The organism is Mesorhizobium sp. M0923 (assembly GCF_040319365.1).
Lineage (GTDB): Bacteria > Pseudomonadota > Alphaproteobacteria > Rhizobiales > Rhizobiaceae > Mesorhizobium.
Genome location: NZ_JAMYNW010000004.1, coordinates 136,331 through 155,760 on the forward strand (window position 1 = coordinate 136,331; position 19,430 = coordinate 155,760).

Annotated in this window: 20 protein-coding genes; 12 read left to right on the forward strand and 8 right to left on the reverse strand. The window is 61.0% G+C overall.

Features of this window, described 5'->3' with window-relative positions:
- Positions 1-19: 19 nt before the first annotated feature.
- The 6 genes from NKH89_RS08700 to NKH89_RS08725 form a co-directional block, all read right to left on the reverse strand.
- The gene (locus tag NKH89_RS08700) at positions 20-1,303 is read right to left on the reverse strand and encodes a CpaE/TadZ family protein (RefSeq protein ID WP_023719532.1); all 1,284 of its coding nucleotides are present in this window, start codon (positions 1,301-1,303) and stop codon (positions 20-22) included.
- Between the two features lie 54 nt (positions 1,304-1,357).
- Positions 1,358-2,092 carry a CpaD family pilus assembly protein gene (locus tag NKH89_RS08705; RefSeq protein ID WP_023719533.1) on the reverse strand — a complete coding sequence of 245 codons (735 nt, stop codon included), beginning with the start codon at positions 2,090-2,092 and terminating at the stop codon, positions 1,358-1,360.
- Between the two features lie 14 nt (positions 2,093-2,106).
- A complete protein-coding gene (locus NKH89_RS08710; RefSeq protein ID WP_023719534.1) occupies positions 2,107-3,633 on the reverse strand; it encodes a type II and III secretion system protein family protein in 1,527 nt (508 codons plus the stop codon).
- A complete protein-coding gene (gene cpaB / locus NKH89_RS08715) occupies positions 3,630-4,445 on the reverse strand; it encodes a Flp pilus assembly protein CpaB (RefSeq protein WP_023719535.1) in 816 nt (271 codons plus the stop codon). The genes NKH89_RS08710 and cpaB overlap by 4 nt, the downstream gene beginning before the upstream one ends.
- A 191-nt stretch (positions 4,446-4,636) precedes the next feature.
- Complete coding sequence (locus NKH89_RS08720; RefSeq protein ID WP_023719536.1) at positions 4,637-5,155, reverse strand: A24 family peptidase; 519 nt, start codon at positions 5,153-5,155, stop codon at positions 4,637-4,639.
- Between the two features lie 149 nt (positions 5,156-5,304).
- Positions 5,305-5,478: a Flp family type IVb pilin gene (locus NKH89_RS08725; RefSeq protein ID WP_023719537.1), complete on the reverse strand. Its 174-nt coding sequence runs from the start codon at positions 5,476-5,478 to the stop codon at positions 5,305-5,307.
- 345 nt (positions 5,479-5,823) lie between these two features.
- Here NKH89_RS08725 and NKH89_RS08730 point away from each other — a divergent pair, with 345 nt between their 5' ends.
- From NKH89_RS08730 to NKH89_RS08740, 3 genes are all read left to right on the forward strand, one after another.
- Positions 5,824-6,246 (forward strand): pilus assembly protein N-terminal domain-containing protein, encoded by a 423-nt coding sequence (locus tag NKH89_RS08730; RefSeq protein WP_023719538.1) that lies wholly within the window; start codon positions 5,824-5,826, stop codon positions 6,244-6,246.
- Positions 6,247-6,396: 150 nt separating this feature from the next.
- Positions 6,397-6,957, forward strand: a complete 561-nt coding sequence (locus tag NKH89_RS08735) for a TadE/TadG family type IV pilus assembly protein (protein ID WP_352908677.1) — start codon at positions 6,397-6,399, stop codon at positions 6,955-6,957.
- A 30-nt stretch (positions 6,958-6,987) separates the two neighbouring features.
- Entirely contained in the window at positions 6,988-7,608 is a 621-nt protein-coding gene (locus tag NKH89_RS08740; RefSeq protein WP_023719540.1) for a TadE/TadG family type IV pilus assembly protein, read from the forward strand.
- A gap of 28 nt (positions 7,609-7,636) precedes the next feature.
- Here the strand turns inward: NKH89_RS08740 and NKH89_RS08745 are convergent, their stop codons facing one another.
- Positions 7,637-8,575, reverse strand: coding sequence for a phosphate/phosphite/phosphonate ABC transporter substrate-binding protein (locus tag NKH89_RS08745; protein ID WP_352908604.1), 939 nt, complete (start codon positions 8,573-8,575; stop codon positions 7,637-7,639).
- Positions 8,576-8,734: 159 nt separating this feature from the next.
- Between NKH89_RS08745 and NKH89_RS08750 the strand changes: the two genes are divergently transcribed.
- The 9 genes from NKH89_RS08750 (at position 8,735) to NKH89_RS08790 (ending at position 18,284) form a co-directional block, all read left to right on the forward strand.
- The gene (locus NKH89_RS08750; RefSeq protein ID WP_352483230.1) at positions 8,735-9,976 is read left to right on the forward strand and encodes a phosphopentomutase; all 1,242 of its coding nucleotides are present in this window, start codon (positions 8,735-8,737) and stop codon (positions 9,974-9,976) included.
- On the forward strand, positions 9,969-10,859 hold the full coding sequence (gene mutM, locus NKH89_RS08755; RefSeq protein ID WP_352908605.1) for a bifunctional DNA-formamidopyrimidine glycosylase/DNA-(apurinic or apyrimidinic site) lyase: 891 nt from the start codon (positions 9,969-9,971) through the stop codon (positions 10,857-10,859). Before NKH89_RS08750 ends, mutM begins: the two co-directional genes overlap by 8 nt.
- A gap of 23 nt (positions 10,860-10,882) precedes the next feature.
- On the forward strand, positions 10,883-11,656 hold the full coding sequence (locus NKH89_RS08760; RefSeq protein WP_352908606.1) for an enoyl-CoA hydratase: 774 nt from the start codon (positions 10,883-10,885) through the stop codon (positions 11,654-11,656).
- Positions 11,657-11,816: 160 nt separating this feature from the next.
- Positions 11,817-12,083 (forward strand): 30S ribosomal protein S20, encoded by a 267-nt coding sequence (gene rpsT, locus NKH89_RS08765; RefSeq protein WP_023676922.1) that lies wholly within the window; start codon positions 11,817-11,819, stop codon positions 12,081-12,083.
- Positions 12,084-12,921: 838 nt separating this feature from the next.
- The gene (dnaA, locus tag NKH89_RS08770) at positions 12,922-14,469 is read left to right on the forward strand and encodes a chromosomal replication initiator protein DnaA (RefSeq protein WP_031194174.1); all 1,548 of its coding nucleotides are present in this window, start codon (positions 12,922-12,924) and stop codon (positions 14,467-14,469) included.
- Positions 14,470-14,668: 199 nt separating this feature from the next.
- The gene (gene dnaN / locus NKH89_RS08775) at positions 14,669-15,787 is read left to right on the forward strand and encodes a DNA polymerase III subunit beta (protein ID WP_023719546.1); all 1,119 of its coding nucleotides are present in this window, start codon (positions 14,669-14,671) and stop codon (positions 15,785-15,787) included.
- Between the two features lie 25 nt (positions 15,788-15,812).
- Entirely contained in the window at positions 15,813-16,961 is a 1,149-nt protein-coding gene (gene recF, locus NKH89_RS08780) for a DNA replication/repair protein RecF (protein ID WP_352908607.1), read from the forward strand.
- Between the two features lie 76 nt (positions 16,962-17,037).
- Positions 17,038-17,799, forward strand: coding sequence for a molybdopterin-synthase adenylyltransferase MoeB (locus NKH89_RS08785; protein WP_031194176.1), 762 nt, complete (start codon positions 17,038-17,040; stop codon positions 17,797-17,799).
- Positions 17,796-18,284 carry a GNAT family N-acetyltransferase gene (locus NKH89_RS08790; RefSeq protein ID WP_352549140.1) on the forward strand — a complete coding sequence of 163 codons (489 nt, stop codon included), beginning with the start codon at positions 17,796-17,798 and terminating at the stop codon, positions 18,282-18,284. Before NKH89_RS08785 ends, NKH89_RS08790 begins: the two co-directional genes overlap by 4 nt.
- 64 nt (positions 18,285-18,348) lie before the next feature.
- Here NKH89_RS08790 and NKH89_RS08795 read toward each other — a convergent pair whose 3' ends face one another.
- A complete protein-coding gene (locus NKH89_RS08795; RefSeq protein WP_023719550.1) occupies positions 18,349-19,350 on the reverse strand; it encodes a 2-hydroxyacid dehydrogenase in 1,002 nt (333 codons plus the stop codon).
- Between the last annotated feature and the right edge of the window lie 80 nt (positions 19,351-19,430).

Sequence of the window (19,430 nt, forward strand, 5' to 3'; positions counted from 1 at the left end):
CAATTCCACCGCTGCGGCATCACTTCTTGTTGCGCGAAAGCTTGCCGAGCAGGTTGCCGAGGCCAGCCTTTTTCTTCACCTTGATTTCGCTGCGCCCCGTCAGCACATGGGCAATCTCGTTGATCGTGGCGACGACGGGGCTCTTGGCATCCATCTCACCGAGCATACGTCCGTTGTTGGCGGCATTTCCGAACAAAAGCGGCTCGAACGGGATGACCGACATCGGCGAAAGGCCGAGCGATTCGGAGAAATCGGACGGCGTAATCTCGGGACGTTTCGGCACACCGGCCTGGTTGATCACAAGCTTTGGCGCAGGATCGTTTGGACGAAGCCGCTTCAGCATGTCGACCAGGTTCTTTGTGTTTCGCAGATTGGCCAGTTCGGGCGTCGCCGTGATGACGATCTCGTCGGCCTTGACCAGCGTGTTCTTGGTCCAGCCGGCCCAGACGTGGGGAACATCGAGCACGAGGAGCGGCGCGCTACGCTGGGCTATGTCGATAAGCTGGGTGAAGGCGTCGGGCTCGAAATCGTAGACCCGCTCCAGGGTCGAAGGTGCCGCAAGCAGCGACAGGTGCTCGGCGCATTGGGCGAGCAGCCGGTCGAGATAGACCTCGTCGACGCGTTCCGGCGAGAAGACCGCCTCGGCAATGCCCTGCGCCGGGTCCTGGTCGAAATTGATGTTGGCCGTTCCGAAGGCGAGGTCGAGATCGGCGACAACCACTTCGGACTTGAAAAGGGACGACATGGCCCAAGCCACATTATGGGCTATTGTCGAGGAGCCGACGCCGCCCTTGGCGCCGATGAAGGCGATCGAGCGGCCGATCGGCTCAGCTTCCGGATCAACGAAGATCGAGGACACCACGCTGACGATGTCGGCCATCGATACCGGGGCGATGACATATTCGGAAATGCCCGAACGGATGAGTTCGCGATACAGGCCGACATCGTTGTAATGGCCGACAACCACCACCTTGGAGGTCGGATCGCAGTGCTCGGAGAGCTGGGCGAGTTGTTCCAGCAACAGCTTCGGCTCGCTGCGCGATTCAAGCAGGATCAGGTTCGGTGTCGGCGCAGACTGGTAGAATTCGATAGCGGTGGGGATGCCCCCCATATGCACCTTCAGATGGGCCTTGGCCATACGGCGATCCTCGCCAGCGCGCTCGACCGGATTGGCTACGCCTTCGGTCTCGCAGAACGCCTGGATCGAAATGCGCGGGATCGGCCGCAACGCCTGCATCGCGGCAATATCCTGCTCCGAGGTTTCGCCGCCTGCTACCTCTGTGTCATAGGCAAGATTGCTCATTGTCATCTCTTTCAGTGACTTGCGCGGCTTAGGTCTGTTGAGCCTCAACACTCGTTAATATTCGACTTCCGAATTGCCGAGGAGTTCGTCCGAAATTCCTCGGTCGCGATAGACGTCGATCACCGCGCTCCGATTTGCCGCGTCGATGGGAGTCTGTTTGCGCGGCCCGATCAGATCGGCCGGATTGGCCATCTGGGCGGCAAGGTTGTTTTGGTACGAACAGCCGAAATCGGCATAATGCTTGTTTTCCGAAGTCTCCAGAAGGTCTTCCGGCCAGCGCCCGCATTTGTCCGTCTGAGCCTTCACCGAGACGTAGGCGACACGGACCGGGGCGGACGCTTCGGCCGAAACGGATTGATAGGACCGCACGGCGATCCGCTTCCGGCTGATGCCGCTGGCTATGGCAAGCCTGGCGAAATCGCGGCCGGCCGCGGCCGCTGCGATTTCGTTAGCCGAGCCGCTCGGGACCTCAATCGTCAGCACCGGAGCCGCGCTCCTGTCGTATCCGTCCAGAAAGCCCAGGAGCGTGTCGCGCTGGAATCTGGTCATGCCACGGTCGCCGGCGCCGACCGGAAGGTCGATCTTCTGGATCTTCTCGGCGATGACGATCGGATGGGTGGTGCGATAGTCGTCCGGTATGGCACCGACCGTGACGCTGTCGCGATTGGCGCAGCCGGCCAGTGATGCCGCCATCACGACCGCCATGATGGGAACGGCGGGCCGCCAGATTCGCAAATGGACCGACCGCATCGCGGTGATCGCCTTTGTCTTCGATGCTGACTGAGACATGTCCGCTTCCCCGCTTACTTGTAGATGAAGCCGACAACGCCGTGATAACGGCCGTTGGGCTTGTCGGTCTGCATGGTGCCGTAGACGCGGTTGACGCGTCCAAGGAACATGGCGGCCCCGTCGCTGGCGGCGTTGAAATTGTCGTCAGGCTTGGCAAGGTCGTTGCGCGCCACCGGCTTCACCAGATAGGGCGTGATGATGATGACGAGCTCGGTCTCGTTGCGAACGAAATCCCTGCTGCGGAAGAGCGCGCCGAGCACTGGAATCTTTGTCAGGCCAGGCAAGCCGTTGACGGCTTGCCTGACATCGTCGCGGACGAGCCCGGCAATCATCATCGAGCCGCCCGAAGGCAGTTCCACCGTCGTGTCGGCCAAGCGTTTGCGAAGCGACAGGGCGTTCATGCCAAGGCTTTTTACGCCTTCGGAATAAGATACTGACCCTTCCGTTGTCGGCTCGGAGACCGACGTCCTGACTTTCAGGCTGATGCGGCCGGGAGACAGCACCACCGGCTGAAATTCCAGGCCAATACCATATTCGATCTTCTCGACTGAATAGGTTTTCAGACCTGTCTGGTTGTCGTTGGAGACGGCTTCGGAAACGCCGGTCACCATGTTATATTCACCGCCGACCTTGAAGGTCGCCTTCTCGCCGGATACGGCCGTCAATGTTGGCTCGGCGAGAGTCTTCATGACGCCGGACTGTTCCATGGCGTTGATATAGGCCTGCAGCGTCGAGCTGCTGATAGAGAGGCCCGAGTTCGACAGCGACTTGCCTAAACCGGTGAAATTGTCGCTTAACGCGCTCCAGCTGATGCCGTTGCTGCTGCCGCTGCCGATCATGTTGACGCCGAGCTGCTTCATCACCGAGCGGCTGACTTCGGCAACCGTCACCTTGAGCGTCACCTGGTCGTCGCCGATAATCTGCAGCAGGTTGACGATCTTGCTGACGCGGCGCTCGGTGTCCGGATTGTTGATGTCGACGCCGGCATCGGCGGAGCCGCCGGCAGCGGTCTGCGAATATTGACCCGTGGTCGCTTCGCCGCCTGAGACGAAGATCTCCGCCAGGTCTTGCGCACGCTTGGCGTCCAGCGGAGTGTCAACGGTTCCGGTCAGAACGACATTGTCGTTCAGCAACTCGACCTTGATCTCCGATGACGGGATGAAGCGCTTGATATAGTCCTCCAGCCCGGCAACATCGCGTTCGACCGCCAGATCAAGGCTGACGATCTGTTCGCCATTCGGGCCAAAGACGAAGATGTTGGTCTCGCCGACCGCCTTTCCGAATAGATAGATGCGCCTGGCGGTGCGGGTCACCGCATCGGCTACCGCGGGGTTGGCAACGAGAATATCGTAGGCATCGCTCGGCAGGTCGATGACCACCGATTTGTTGAGCCCGAGCTTCACTCGCTGGGTGGCCGTCGAGGCTGTGACCCTGGCATTGTTCGCCGCATGGGCATCGAGAGTGCCATACGCATTCGTTCCAAGGAGAAACAGGCCGATCGCCGCAGCCAAGGTGACCGGCAGTTTGGTTTTTAGCTTCATTTCCTCGCCCCCACTTCGGAAACTTCGCCCGACTTGATCAACCGCACCGTTCCGCGCCGACCATTGCCGGAAACCAGGTAGTCGGCCTCCCCCACATTCTTGTCCTGGCTGTCCTTGATTGAGCGCAGTGCCAATGTCAGGCGATCCGCCATCTGCTGAGCGACGGTGATGATCTCGGACTGCTGCGGCGTCAGTTCCAGGGTGGCGGTCTGGCCGACCCTGGTCTTCTTGCCTTCCTCATCCTCCTGAATGGTCTGGTCGATCGCCAGGACGCGAATGTTCTTGAGGATAGTCTCGGTCGTGAAGCCCGGACTACCGCCATTGGCGGTATCGGCTCTGCGGGTCATGATGACGTCGACGAAATCGTTGGGAAGAATAAAGCCACCGGCCGAAGTGTCGGCCGAGATGCTTGTGGCGACAGCCCGCATGCCGGAGGGCAGGATCGACGACATGAAGCTTTGCCCCTCACCGATCAACTTCGAGCGCCGCAACGGCTCGCCGGCATACAGCGCCACGCGCGCGACGCCGCCCTTCAGCTTATCCAGCGCTTCAGGCTCGGCGGCGCGGGTGATGAAATTTGCGTTGATGCCGGCGGACGGCCATGACTCCCAGGAAATGTTGTTCTCTAGCGGACTGCCCATCGGAACATCGCCGGAAAGGACAAGCACGTCCTGCAGCGCGATCGCCGGCGCTTGGGGGCCGGAATCGACAACCGGAGGCGGCGGAGGCGCGACCATGTTCTTCGCGACATAGCCTGCACCTCCGGCCGCGGCTATCGCCACGCCTAGAATAATCAATCGGGATGCTGGCATCTGTCCGAACCTCGCCCTTGGCAAACCACCTGGCCAAGCCGGACTTTGCAGCGGCAATCGTCAAAACAAGGTTAATGTTATACTTACGATCGTGATTAATTTAACGTTTACATAAATTAGAGCGACCAAGCGCGGCCCGAAGGAAAGACGTCGCCAACTCGCCAGGCCCGGCGCAAACGGAGTAACGCAAATCAGCCCGCCAGCCTGGCGAGAGCCCAGGCCATTAACGGCGAGTCCGGATAGGTAAGCAGACCGCCAATGCCAAGCGCAATGCCGTACGGAACACCGGTCGCGTCATCGGCGAAATGGCGCAGGAACGGATTGTGGCTTGTGACGGCGGCAAGCAGCGATTTTCGATAGGCGAGAATGGCAAGCGTCAGCAAGCCGCCTATGAATGTCGAGGCGACGAGATATTCGATGAGATGGACATTCAGTCCCATCCACATGGCAGTGGCGGCCAGAAGCTTCGCGTCGCCGCCGCCCATGCCGCCAAGCGCGAACAGGCCGAACGTCACCGCGAGAACCAGGCCGGCGGCGGCGAAATGCCAGCCATAGGTGGCCCAATCCATGCCGGTCAAAGGCGCTACCAAGGCGAAGACAACCACAAGCAGCACAGGCACGCGATTGGCGATCGTCATCGACAGCATGTCGGAGATCGCGGCAAAAAGCATGCAGAACGGAAAGACGACGAAGATCACGGCTTCAAGCATGGACGCGCGCCTGTGGTCAAATTGTACCTGGCCTAACCTAGGCACATTCTATTAACGACTGATGAGACTTCAAAGTGTTTTGTTACTATAATGCAACAAGGGCCGCAACGGAGCGGCCCCTGTTCTTGAAAAGTGACTGGCCGCGTAGCTTAATTGACGCCGTTGACCTTGCTGGCGATCTTGTCGAACTTGGCGTTCAGCGCGTTGCCGAGCGAGCCGGCGCCAACCATGATGGCGAGCGCGATGAGGGCGGCGATCAGACCGTATTCGATAGCGGTCGCGCCGGATTCGTCCTTCACAAAACGTGCGATGAGGTTAGACATTCGAGCTCCTACTCCAATTGTTACAGCACTTCCGTCAACTTCTCTTGATGGCTGATCGGATGCTGCGAATGTAAGCGGAAGCTGTTTCGATCGGCTTAATAAACAGGCTTACCGATTCCTTTCCCGCTTCGATGACATTGCGTAGTTAACCCAGGACTAAAATACCGGCCACTGGGTCCACAGGCTAACAAAGGGCGCAAAAGGCGCAATTCGGCAAAGAGGTTTGAGCCGTGCCTGCTAGCCCAATGCCGGTTCCGGCTTAATCCTGAACTCCAGCCGCTTAACGGTTGGTTCACCAATCTCGTTCATGTTCTGTTGAACAGTTTGTTGCCGGGGAGCGCCTCAATGGCCGGGCCGAGATCGTCATTTCCAATTGCCGTGGTTCTTGCCGCAGCGGCTTTCGCCGTTCCAGCCAAGGCAGGCGCCGGCATCGAGGTCACGATGAACCAGGCAAAGATCGTCAAATTGTCGCGCGCCGCCGATACGATTGTCGTCGGCAATCCGGCGATCGCTGACGCCTCCGTGCAGGACGCATCGACGATCGTACTGACCGGCAAGGGATTTGGCGTCACCAATCTTGTCGTCCTCGATCAGGAGGGCAACCCGATCGTCGATGAGCAAATAACGGTCGTGCGCCAGGCAGCGTCGTCGGTGCGCATCTATCGGCGTGCCGAAGTACAGACCATGTCCTGCGCGCCATATTGCGAAAGCTCGTACAAGAGCGATGCCGAGAAGGCCTCTGAGGCCGAGATGAGCGCCGGGCATTAGCTAGCCGACTTCTCCACCTTTGCGGGAACGCTTCGGTTATTGCCTGGTTAAGGCCTTTCCGCCGAATTTAACGGTCATTCCAACCGGACTTCAATCGGTTCCGACTAATGGTGGGATCCGATGCAGAACTGGAATCGGCGGGTAGAGGACATGAGCAAGGCAGGACGAGCAGGTTTTCCCGGAAGGTTTTTGGGCGACCGACGCGGAAGCACGGCGATCGAATTCGCCATGCTTGCAATTCCATTCGCGCTTCTTGTCTTCGCCATCCTGGAGAGCTGTATTTCATTTGCCGCACAAGAAGTGATGGCAAACGCCACAGACGACATCGCGCGCCAACTGCGTACCGGCCAATTAAGACCGGCCGATGTGTCCGGGACCAAGCTGCGGGATATGATCTGCACCAAGTTGGAGATCATGGTCGCCAAGACCTGTCCCGGATTGCTGGTGGATTTGCGCGAATATCCGACCTTCGCCGATGCGGCGCTGGCCGGTTTCAAGATCCAGGATGGCGACGTCGTGTTGACCAAGGGCACGAGCACACAGACCTTCACCGTCGCACCAGGCCTGGCAGAGTCGAGAAACATGCTGCGGGTTTTTTACAAATGGCCGGTGATGACCGACTTCATGGCCAAGTCGATGGCCAATCTGAAGCACGGCAAAACGCTGCATTTCGCTTCGATCACTTGGCAGAACGAGCCGTTCGACAACTGAACCACCTAGTCGCTTGAAAAGGGCAAAGCCATGATTCGTGCGGGGGCACAGCTGGGCATCGCAGAGATTTGTACAAGAGCAGTCCGGCTTTGCTCGGACCGCCGCGGTATTGCGGCTGTCGAGTTTGCCCTCATCGTGCCTGTCCTGTTGATCATGTACTTTATGACCATGGAAGCCTCGCAAGCCATCGAGACCAGCAAGAAGGTCAGCCGCATCGGCAGCATGGTAGCGGACCTTGTCACGCAGCAGCAGACCATCAAGGCGGCCGATCTCGATGCCATCATCGCGATCGGCAGTTCCACGCTTCAGCCCTATAATCGTTCGAAACCGAAGATCATCATTACGGCGATACAGGTCACGGACGAGACGACGCCGAAAGTCTTGGTCGTGTGGTCGCGCAAAGTAGTCGATGGTGTCTCTAGCGTCGACGCCATCAAGGATTCCGCCACAACGGTCCCGAGCGCGCTCAAGATCAAAGGCACTTTCCTCATTCGGGTCGAAAGCGATCTCGCCTACAAGCCAATCATCACCTGGTCGGCGGATGGCCAAAGCCGGTTCGGGTTGAGCTCGGCCTTCAATTCGATATCGATGGCGGAAACTTATTATCTACGGCCGCGAAGGAGCCCGACCATTCCGTGCAGCGATTGCTGACGCCTGAAGCCCGCTAACCGGGCTGTAGCTATTGCGTGCGGCCGCGGGCCGAGACCAGGTGCACGATGGCCGCAGCCAGCACATAATCCCTCGGACCGGCAACGGCGAACCCGCCGGAGTGTCTCGGCTCCAGAAGATCGTAAATGTCCGGCGCGGCTGATCTGAGATTGGTGAGAAAGACGGTGAGCCGGCGCTTGGCTTCGGGGTCCAGATCGCTGCGGACGGCGTGCGGACCATACCGCAGCAGGCCTGAGGTCCATACGACCTGAAGCGACGATTTCGAGAGCCCTGCGGCCTCGAGCCTCGCCACCGTGCCGCCAGGAGGATTTGGCCGTCCCTCTGCCACAGCCGGGATCCAGCCGAATATGGCATCGGCCTCGCCCTCGACCAGCATTGCTTCAGCTGCGGCAGCCGAATTGGCGTGGGTCAAAAACGGCGCATCTTCCGCCACGTTGACCCCGTCTGCAGCCAGCCCGGCAAGCGGCAACAAAGCACCACCGACGCTGTCGAAAGGCGCCATGACGACCCGATGGACTGCCATGGCCATCAGATCGGGAACCCTCCCGTCGCGCGTCAGCAGTACGGAGCGGATGCCGATGGCGCCGCCGGAATCGAGCGGCGCCGCGAGAGGTTCGACACATCCGCACCGTTCGGAGGCGGCGGCGTAGGCGGTTGCCGAATAGGTTGCCGAATAGATTGCATATTCGATCCGCGCATTGGCCTGCGCCTCGATCAACGACGTATAGTCGCGGGCAACGACAAACTCCACCTTCATGCCGAGCGCTTTGGTATAGGCGTCGGTCAGCAGCGCCAGACCTGGAACGGTGTTGCCGGCGCCAGGCTCGGCGACGATACCGATACGGAACGTTCCGATATCATCGCGCCAATCGGCACGCGCCAGGTTCGCGCAAGATGCATCCAGCAGCAAGGCCAGTACGGCAGCGAATGCTTTCAGGGCAGGCCTCATGCGAGCTCCATGCCGCGCATTTCGATCGGCAGATCGACCATGCCGCGATTCGTTTCTCCCGGACCAGCACGCCAAGCCGTGCCGTTCGGGTTTCCGAATTGCCAACGGCAGCGCGGAACCCTATGTCTGAGTCAACACCCAGGCAATGATGAACCTTTGATGGCACGCGCCTCCCTTTTTGTCCTTGACTCCTTCGGCATCGGCGGCGCGGCCGACGCCGAACGCTATGGCGACACTGGCTCCAACACGTTCGCACACATCGCGCAGGCCTGCGCGGAAGGCCGCGCCGATCGCGGAGGCCTGCGTGGCGGACCGCTTCTTGTACCAAACATGCTATCGCTCGGCCTCGGCCATGCCGCGGCAACGGCGACGGGTTTCAGGTTCGAGAATGGCGGCAGCGTCGAGTTTGCCGCCGCCTTTCACGGCGCGGCACAGGAGGTTTCGAGCGGCAAGGACACGCCATCGGGCCATTGGGAAATAGCCGGCCTGCCGGTCCGTTTCGACTGGGGTTACTTCCCCGACACGATTCCCGCCTTTCCAGCCGAGTTGACCGAAGCAATGGTGCGTGAAGGGAAGGTGCCCGGCATTCTCGGCAATTGTCATGCCCCCGGCACCGAGATCATCGAACGGTTCGGCGAAGACCATATCCGCACCGGCAAGCCGATTTGCTACACCTCGGTCGACTCCGTCCTGCAGATCGCCGCGCATGAGGTTCATTTCGGCCTGGAACGGCTTTACGACTTCTGCAAGATAGTGCGCGGGCTGGTCGATCCGCTGAATATCGGGCGCGTCATCGCACGACCGTTTATCGGTGAAACCGCCGCCACGTTCGCGCGAACGCATAATCGTCGCGACTATGCCGTACCGCCGCCGGAACCGACGCTGCTCGACCGGCTGACGGCGCGCGGCAGCCGGGTTATCGCAATCGGCAAGATCGGCGACATCTTCGCCCATCGGGGGATCTCGGAAGTCCGCAAGGCTGCCGGCAACATGGCGATGTTCGACAAAGCGCTTGGCGCCATGGAAGATGCCCGCGACGGCGACTTCGTCTTCGCGAACTTTGTCGACTTTGATACCGAGTTCGGACATCGGCGCGACGTCGCGGGGTATGCCGCCGCACTCGAAGCTTTCGACCGGCGCCTGCCGGAGGCATTCGCGCGGCTGAGGCCAGGCGATCTGCTCATTTTGACCGCCGATCACGGCAACGATCCGACGTGGCGCGGCACCGACCACACACGCGAGCGTATTCCGGTTATCGGCACACGGCCGGGTTTCAAAGGCGCGGACATTGGACTGAGGACGACATTTGCCGACATCGGCGAAACCGTGGCCGAACATCTCGGGCTGGCGCCCGGCCCATACGGCACCTCCTTCCATGCCACGATAAGCGGCCATGCCTGAGCTGCCGGAGGTCGAGACAGTCAGGCGCGGTCTGCAGCCGGTCCTTGAAGGTGCCCGCATCGTCGGTGTCGAGGCACGCCGGCCCGATTTGCGGTTTCCATTCCCCGAGAGATTTTCGGAGCGGCTGACCGGCAAGACGATTGCAGCGCTCGGCCGCCGCGCCAAATATCTGACGATGCACCTGGACAACGGCCCGGTGCTGATCTGCCATCTCGGCATGTCGGGTTCGTTTCGCGTCGAAACGGCCGACGAGAGTGCAACACCCGGCGCGTTCCACTATGAACGTTCGAAAAACACCGCTCACGATCACGTCGTCTTCGACATCACATCACCTGCCGGCGTCCGCTCTCGCGTGATCTTCAACGACCCGCGCCGCTTCGGGTTCATGCTGTTTTCGGAAGACGAGCCAGACATGCATCCGATGCTGGCGGGATTAGGTGTCGAGCCTACAGGCAATGCACTGGACGGCGCTCTGCTCGCTTCGCTGCTGAAAGGTCGCAAGTCACCGCTGAAGGCGGCACTTCTCGACCAACGGCTGATCGCCGGGCTAGGCAATATCTACGTCTCGGAAGCGCTTTGGCGGGCCGGCCTGTCACCGCTGCGCAAAGCGGGCACGCTCGCGAGAGCCGGCAAGAAAGCCAGAGAACAGAGCGAACGCCTGGCCGAAGCAATCCGCTCGGTCGTCGCCGACGCGATCGCCGCCGGCGGCTCGTCGTTGCGCGATTATATGCAGACCGATGGATCGCTGGGCTACTTCCAGCATTCCTTCGCGGTTTATGGTCGCGAGGGCGAGGCCTGCTCCAAGCCTGGTTGTGGCGGGCACATCGAGCGTATCGTGCAAAGCGGTCGCTCAACCTTCCACTGCCGGACCTGTCAGGCTTGAAACACAAGCGAGGAGGAGCAAGCATGGGCTATGAAACCATCATCGTCGAGACCCGCGGCAAGATCGGGCTGATTACGCTGAACCGGCCGCAAGCGCTCAATGCGCTGAATTCACAAGTGCTGGCGGAACTGGTTGCGTCGGTGAACAGCATGGGCGCAAATGCCGACATCGGCGCTATGGTCATCACTGGTTCGGAAAAGGCTTTCGCCGCAGGTGCCGATATCAAGGAAATGCAGTCGATCTCCTATGTGGATGCCTATCTGCAGGATTTCTTCGTCGGCTGGGAAGAATTTACGCGGGCACGAAAGCCGATCATCGCGGCGGTGGCGGGCTACGCTCTGGGCGGCGGCTGCGAACTGGCGATGATGTGCGATTTCATCATCGCCGCCGATACCGCCAAGTTTGGCCAACCCGAGATCACGCTGGGTGTCATGCCCGGCATGGGCGGATCGCAGCGCCTGACCCGCTTCGTCGGCAAGTCGAAGGCGATGGATATGTGCCTGACGGGGCGAATGATGGACGCAGCCGAGGCCGAGCGTTCCGGCCTGGTCTCGCGCGTCGTGCCAGCCGGCGAGTTGATCGAGGAAGCGCTTAAGGCAGCGGCCAAGATCGCCGGTTTTTCCTTGCCATCGGTGATGATGGCGAAGGAGGCCGTCAACCGCGCCTATGAGACGACGCTCACCGAGGGCCTGCGGTTCGAGCGCCGGCTGTTTCATTCGCTGTTTGCGCTGGACGACCAGAAGGAAGGCATGGCGGCCTTCACCGGCAAGCGGAAGCCGAATTTCACGAACCGATGAGATGACGAAGGCACCGGCCAAAAAGAAAGCGCCGCAGCGTTGACGCGCCGGAAAAGCTGAACTATAAGCCGCACCAACCGAGGCGGCCCTGTGGCTGCCCGTTTGTTTTTTGCGCCCCGCGGTATCCCGCAAGCGCCCACCAGATCAGAAGAGAGGCACCATGGCCAATACCTCCTCGGCCAAAAAGGCAACGCGCAAGATCGCCCGTCGCGCAGCGATCAACAAGAACCGTCGCTCCCGCGTCCGGACCTACATCCGCCAGGTCGAAGAGGCGCTCGCGGCTGGCGACAAGGCGGCCGCACAGGCTGCCTTCAAGGTGGCCGAGCCGGAATTGATGCGGGCCGCGACCAAGGGCGTGGTGCACAAGAACACTGCATCGCGCAAGGTGTCGCGGCTGGCCCAACGGGTCAAGGTGCTGTCGGCCTAATATACCTTTTCCTGAACTGCGCTTCTTCAAACCCGGCCGATCGCGCCGGGTTTTTTCGTTTGCCGGCAAGTACTTAAAAGAAAGCCCGCAAAACGGCGCTCCGCGTGCATTTCAAAGTTCGAAATGCTTTGCCGGCATATACATGCCCGCTGATATTCGCAGCCTTCGAAACCGCCAATGCGAAAATTTCCGAGCGTCACAGATTACCGTTTCTTTTCAGCAGTTTACAGATGGTGATCCACAGCTTGTTCACATCGGCTGCGGTCGATAGGCGACAATTGGCTGTCAAGTGAATTATTTCAGAAAATTTCGCGTTGTGTGGCCTTTTTCATATTCGCCGGAAAAGGGTTTGAATCACAATGGCTTTGTCAAAATCAACTGTTGCGGCATGGCGTCCGAACCGTCCCTTGCTAGTCAGATTCCTTAAAAATCCGTTAGGGGTGGCCTTGCCCTATCCACAGCGATTTCGGTAATGTCTGTCCATCGAAGGGACGGGCCCTTGGCCCTTGACCAGCCTGAAACCGGCCAGCTCAAATTGGCAGAGTTTACAACGCGGATTCAACTCCGCGGACGGGGTTGGTTTGTCTTTTTGATACGGTAGGGGACTGGCGTAATTGTACATGGCAGGTCGACGGTGCGCCGGCGTTTTTCGCCGGACGGCATTTTATTGCCCTGACATGACCAAGGCGGATCGGCACTTCGGCGCCGGACCGATAACGAGGCGATTCATCAGCCGGCGGTGGCGATGGTGTCGCAGCGAAGACACGGTCGCCGGAAACATGGATGCAGGAGGCGCATCCCCGGCGGAAAACAGGTACAAGAGACAAGGAACTCGATCATGCAGAGCGGCGGCATCGAAAGGGAGCTTACGGGCGACCTCCCATTTCCTGGAACGTTAATCGGAAGGAACGACATGGCGGCTTCCAATGAAGCTGAACAGAAGTTCGATCGGGTCAAGGCCCAGCTGAAGGCGCGTCTGGGAACCGAGGTCTATTCGAGCTGGTTCGGGCGCATGAAGGTCGCTGAATCCTCCAAGGGCATTGTCCGCATCTCGGTGCCAACCGCATTCCTGCGTTCATGGATCAACGGCCACTATCTCGATCTCATCGCCGAGTTGTGGAAGCACGAGGATCCGGAGATCCTCAAGATCGAGATCGTCGTTCGCACCGCCACACGCCAGGGCCGCAACAGCGTCGAGCCGGAAGTGGCCCCGGCACGCAAGATGACCAGGCAGACGCAAACCGCTCTCTCTGCGGGCACGGCGAGCCCCAGCAGGGTCGAGCGGGTCCCGGCACCCCGCCCAGGAATGCCGGCAGAGACAGAGTTCCGGCACAATGTGCTCGGTTCGCCGCTCGATCCACGCTACACTTTCACCTCCTTCATCGAGGGACCATCGAACCGAGTGGCTTTTGCCGCTGCCAAGGCGGTCGCGGAATCACAGTCGAGCGCGGTGCGCTTCAATCCGCTCTTTCTTCACGCGACGGTTGGGCTGGGCAAGACGCATCTGTTGCAGGCGATCGCCGCAGAATCGCTGAAGCAGAACCCGAAATCGCGGGTCGTCTATCTGACGGCTGAATATTTCATGTGGCGGTTCGCCACCGCGATTCGCGACAACAACGCACTGACGCTGAAAGAACAGCTTCGCGACATCGACCTTCTCATCATCGACGACATGCAGTTCCTGCAGGGCAAGTCGATCCAGCATGAATTCTGCCATTTGATCAACATGCTGCTCGACAGCGCCAAGCAAGTGGTGGTCGCTGCCGACCGGCCGCCGTCGGAATTGGAGTCGCTGGAGCCGCGCGTCCGCTCGCGCCTCAACGGCGGCGTCGCGCTGGAAATGTCGGCCCCGGATTTCGCCATGCGCATCGGTATGCTCAAGCTCAGGCTTGCCACCGCCAAGCTCGACGATGTGTCGCTCGATATTTCCGAAGAGATCCTCAATCACGTTGCCCGCACGGTGACCGGCAGCGGGCGCGAGCTCGAAGGTGCCTTCAACCAGCTTTTGTTTCGCCAATCCTTCGAACCGCAGATCACCATCGACCGCATCGACGAGATCCTCGGCCACATCTATCGTTCCGGCGAGCCGAAGCGGGTGCGTATCGAGGACATTCAGCGCATCGTCGCACGCCATTACAACGTGTCGAAGACTGAACTTCTGTCCAACCGGCGCACACGCACCATCGTCAAGCCACGGCAGGTCGCCATGTACCTGTCGAAGGTGATGACGCCGCGCTCGCTGCCGGAGATCGGGCGGCGTTTCGGCGGCCGTGACCATACGACGGTGCTGCATGCCGTGCGCAAGATCGAGGATCTTTCAGGCGTCGACAACACACTGGCGCAGGAACTCGAATTGCTGAGAAGGCTGATCAACGACCAGGCCTGACGGCGCGAAAAACGCCGGCTCGCGGACTTCGGCCTTTTTATCCCCAGAAAGCCCGTGCAGCCGGCCCGAACCGGTGGCGCGGGCTTGCGTTTGCCGGGTTTTTCCTGTCAGTTTACGCAGATTCTGAGCCTGTTCAGACCTTTCGCGGGGCGCCGCTTGCCGGAGACCCGTTCATTCATTCAAGCGAGCCTGTTTCGTCATGCGTGTTATCCTGGAACGGTCAAATCTCCTGAAGTCGCTTAACCATGTTCACCGCGTGGTCGAGCGGCGCAACACCATTCCGATCCTGTCGAACGTGCTGCTCAGCGCCGAGGGGGCCAGCCTTGAAATGAAGGCGACCGACCTCGACCTGGAGGTGACCGAAGCAACGCCGGCAAAGGTCGAGCGTGGCGGGGCGACGACGGTTCCGGCGCATCTGCTCTACGACATCGTGCGCAAGCTTGCCGACGGCGCGGAGGTGGCGCTGAAGACCGACGAAGACGGCAACGCCATGACGGTGACGTCGGGGCGCTCGAGCTTCCGCCTGCAGTGCCTGCCGCAGTCCGACTTTCCCGAGCTTTCAGCCGGGTCGTTCTCGCATATTTTCCGGCTCGATTCCCTCGGGCTAAAGGGCCTCATCGAGAAGACCCAGTTCGCCATCTCGACCGAGGAGACGCGCTATTATCTGAACGGCATCTATCTGCACACGCACGAGGCTGGCGGCAAGCTGAAGCTGCGCTCGGTCGCGACCGACGGCCATCGGCTGGCGCGCGCCGAGATCGACGCACCAGCGGGCTCCGAGGGCATGCCTGGCGTCATCATCCCGCGAAAGACGGTCAGCGAGTTGCAGAAGCTGGTCGACGACCCCGACATTGCGGTGACCACCGAGCTGTCGGACACCAAGATCCGTTTCACCATCGGCAGCGTCATCTTGACCTCCAAGCTGATCGACGGCACTTTCCCGGACTACCAGCGCGTCATTCCGACCGGCAACGACAAGAAGCTGATCATCGATCGTCAGAGTTTCGCCGCTGCCGTCGATCGCGTTTCGACCATTTCGTCCGAACGCGGCCGGGCTGTAAAGCTTTCGATCGCCGAAGGCCAGGTCACGCTTGCAGTCAACAATCCGGATTCAGGCAGCGCCACCGAAGAACTGGCAGCCGACTATTCGTCCGATCCGATCGAAATCGGCTTCAACGCCAAATACCTGCTCGACGTTGCCGCGCAACTGACCGGCACGGAGGCGAAGTTCATGCTGGCGGATGCCGGATCCCCGACACTGATCCACGACATGGCCGACGAGACCGCGCTCTACGTGTTGATGCCGATGCGGGTGTAGGGCCCGAACGAGGCCATCTGCTGTCGTGACCAGATTTGCAAACCCGCGGCAGACTTACATAAGTAAGCTTACACTTACGAATTTCCGCAATTATGCGGCGTTGGCAATCGACGTTGATCCCGGCGCTGTGGTTTTCTCCGGCGACAATGGCGCCGGCAAGACCAATCTGCTTGAAGCGATCTCGCTGCTCACGCCAGGCCGCGGCCTGCGCCGCGCACCCTATGCCGAGGTGGCGCGCGAAGGCGGCGACGGTGGCTTTGCGCTGCATGCCCGGCTTGACGGGCCGGACGGCCAGGTCGAGATCGGTACCGGGATTGCAGGCAGCGACAGCGAAGGCGGCAGGCGGGTGCGGATCAACGGCGCGGCGGCGCGCTCAGCCGAAGACATGCTGGAATGGCTGCGTGTGGTCTGGCTGACACCGGCCATGGACGGCCTGTTCCCCGGGCCGGCGGCCGATCGTCGGCGCTTCCTCGACCGACTGGTGCTGGCGATCGATCCTGGCCACGGCCAGCGCGCGCTTGACTACGAAAAGGCAATGCGCGGCCGCAACAGGCTGCTCGCCGACGGTTCGCGCGACGGTGCCTGGTTCGATGCGATCGAGATGCAAATGGCCGAGACCGGCGTGGCAATTGCCGCGGCGCGTGCCGAACTGGTGCGTCTGCTCGCCGCCATGATCGACCGTCTGCCCGGCGACGGACCGTTTCCGCAAGCCGACATCGGCATCTCGGGGGAGCTGGAAGGCGAAGTCGGCATTTCGCCGGCCGTCGACGTCGAGGAACGGTTCCGTCGTGCGCTTGCCCAAGGGCGCGACCGTGACCGCACCGCCGGACGCACGCTCGACGGCCCGCACCGTTCCGATCTCGTGGTGCGCCACGGGCCCAAGGCAATGCCGGCCGAACTCTGCTCGACCGGTGAACAGAAGGCGCTGCTGGTCGGCATTGTCTTGTCGCATGCGCGGCTAACCGGCGAGATGTCGGGCATGACGCCGATCCTGCTGCTCGACGAGATCGCCGCCCACCTCGACGGCGGCCGGCGCGCGGCCTTGTTCTCGATCCTGGAGGAACTGAACTGCCAGGCTTTCATGACCGGGACCGATGCCGCGTTGTTTGACAGCCTCAAGGGACGCGCGCAGTTCCTGACCGTCGATCACGGCAAGGTCAGGCCGACCATCTGAACTTCGTCCATGACGCATTTCTGAGCCGCATGCATTGACGCCTGACAAGTTTTTTCCTCCGTTATATGGTCCGGCGATGATCACAGCCGCCCTCACCGACGAAGAGCTCGAACGCTACGCCCGCCACATCGTGCTGCCCGAAATCGGCGGCGCCGGCCAGCAGCGGCTAAAGCGGGCGCGGGTGCTGGTCATCGGCGCCGGCGGGTTGGGAGCGCCGGTGCTCGAATATCTCGCCGCCGCAGGGATTGGCACACTCGGTATCGTCGACGACGACATCGTTTCGCTTTCCAACCTGCAACGACAAGTGATCCACGCCACGGGCGATGTCGGCATGGCGAAAACCGACAGCGCCAAGGCGGCGATCATCCGCATCAATCCAAACGTCGTCGTGGAAGAGCACAATTTCAGGCTGACCGCGGACAACGCCCCTGCCCTCATCGCCGATTATGACATCGTCGTTGACGGCTCCGACAATTTCGAGACGCGCTACGCCGTGGCCGACGCCTGCGCCGCCGAAAGCCGGCCGCTCGTCCATGCCGCCGTTGGCCGCTTCGACGGCTCGGTCACGGTGCTGAAGCCGTTCGAAACCGGTCCGGACGGCACGTTGAACCCAAGCTACCGCGATCTTTTTCCCGAAGCGCCGCCGCCGGGACTGGTGCCGTCCTGCGCGGTGGCCGGCATTGTCGGCGCGCTGAGCGGGGTCATCGGCACGCTGCAAGCCATGGAGGCAATCAAGCTGATCACCGGGATTGGCGAGCCGCTGGTCGGGCGACTGCTGCTCTATGATGCACTGGCGGCACGCTTCGACACGATCCGCTACAAGCGAACTAGCCGGTGAGCCTGCCTGCCGACGTTTCCATTGTGCAGCTTGCGGCCGACTTCGATCGTTGGGACGAGGTCTTGGCACTGGTCATGCGCGCCTTCGCCTTCATGGAAGACGTTATTGATCCGCCGTCCTCGGCGCATCGGCTCACTGTCGAAAATCTTAGGGCTAAAGCGCTGGAGGAGACAGGATTCCTGGCGCTGAAGGAAAGCGAGATCGTCGGTTGCGTCTTCATCCTGGAGCGGGCAGACGACCTCTATGTCGGAAAGCTCGCGGTTGTGCCGGCTCTTCAGGGACAAGGCATCGGAAAGCGGCTGATGCAGGCTGTCGAAGATCTTGCCCGTAGCCACAACCGGGCCGCCATCGAGCTCCAGACCCGGGTCGAACTGACCGGAAACCACGCTGCCTTCGCCCGCCTCGGCTTTCGCGAAACCGAACGGACAGCGCACAAGGGCTACGACCGGCCGACCTCAATCACCATGCGCAAGGCGCTTTCGTAAGCCAACACTATCCAAAGACGAACGCGTGGTTGCCGCGGCAAGGCCATGCCGGCATGATGGCAGGTCACGCCCGCAGCGGCAGCACGCGGTCGGGCGGACGATGGCCATCGAAGAAGGCGCGGATGTTGATGATCACCTTCTCACCCATGTCGATGCGGCCTTCGAGCGTCGCCGAGCCCATATGCGGCAACAGCACGACCTTGCCTTTGTGGGCGAGCTTCAGAAGCTTGCTGTTCAGCGCCGGCTCGTGCTCGTAGACGTCGAGGCCGGCGCCGGCGATCTTGCCGTCATGGATGAGCTTGACCAGCGATTCCTCATCGATGATATCGCCGCGCGCGGTGTTGACTATGTAAGCGGACGGTTGCAGAAGCGCCAGCCGCCGTGCCGAAAGCAGGTGGAAGGTTGCCGGTGTCGATGGGCAATTGACCGAGATAATGTCCATACGGGCAAGCATCTGGTCGAGGCTTTCCCAATATGTGGCTTCCAACTCGTCCTCGATTGCCGGCAGCACGCGGTGGCGGTTGTGGTAGTGGATCGAGAGGCCAAAGGCCTTGGCGCGCCTGGCGACGGCGGTGCCGATGCGACCCATGCCGACAATGCCGAGCCGTTTGCCCCAGATGCGACGGCCGAGCATCCAGGTCGGCGACCAGCCCGCCCATTTCTTGTCCCCGGTCAGCACGTTGGCGCCTTCGGCCAGCCGTCGCGGCACGGCCAGCATCAGCGCCATGGTCATGTCGGCCGTATCTTCGGTCAGCACGTTCGGCGTATTGGTGACGGTGATGCCTTTCTTGGCCGCTGCCGCAACGTCGATCTTGTCGACGCCATTGCCGAAATTGGCGATCAGCTTGAGCTTGTCGCCGGCTTGGGCAATCAGCGCCGCGTCGATATTATCGGTCACGGTCGGCACCAGCACGTCAGCCTCCTTGACCGCCGCCACCAGTTCCGGCTGCGTCATCGGCCTGTCCTCGACATTCAACCGGGCGTCGAACAACTCGCGCATGCGGGTCTCGACCGGGTCGGGCAACTTGCGCGTGATGACGACGAGGGGCTTCTTTTTGCCTGCCATTGTTTCCTCGAACTCGATCTCGTTGAGACCTCTTTAACCAAGAACGGCGAAACTGAGAGCCGATCGCGGTACCGGTCATC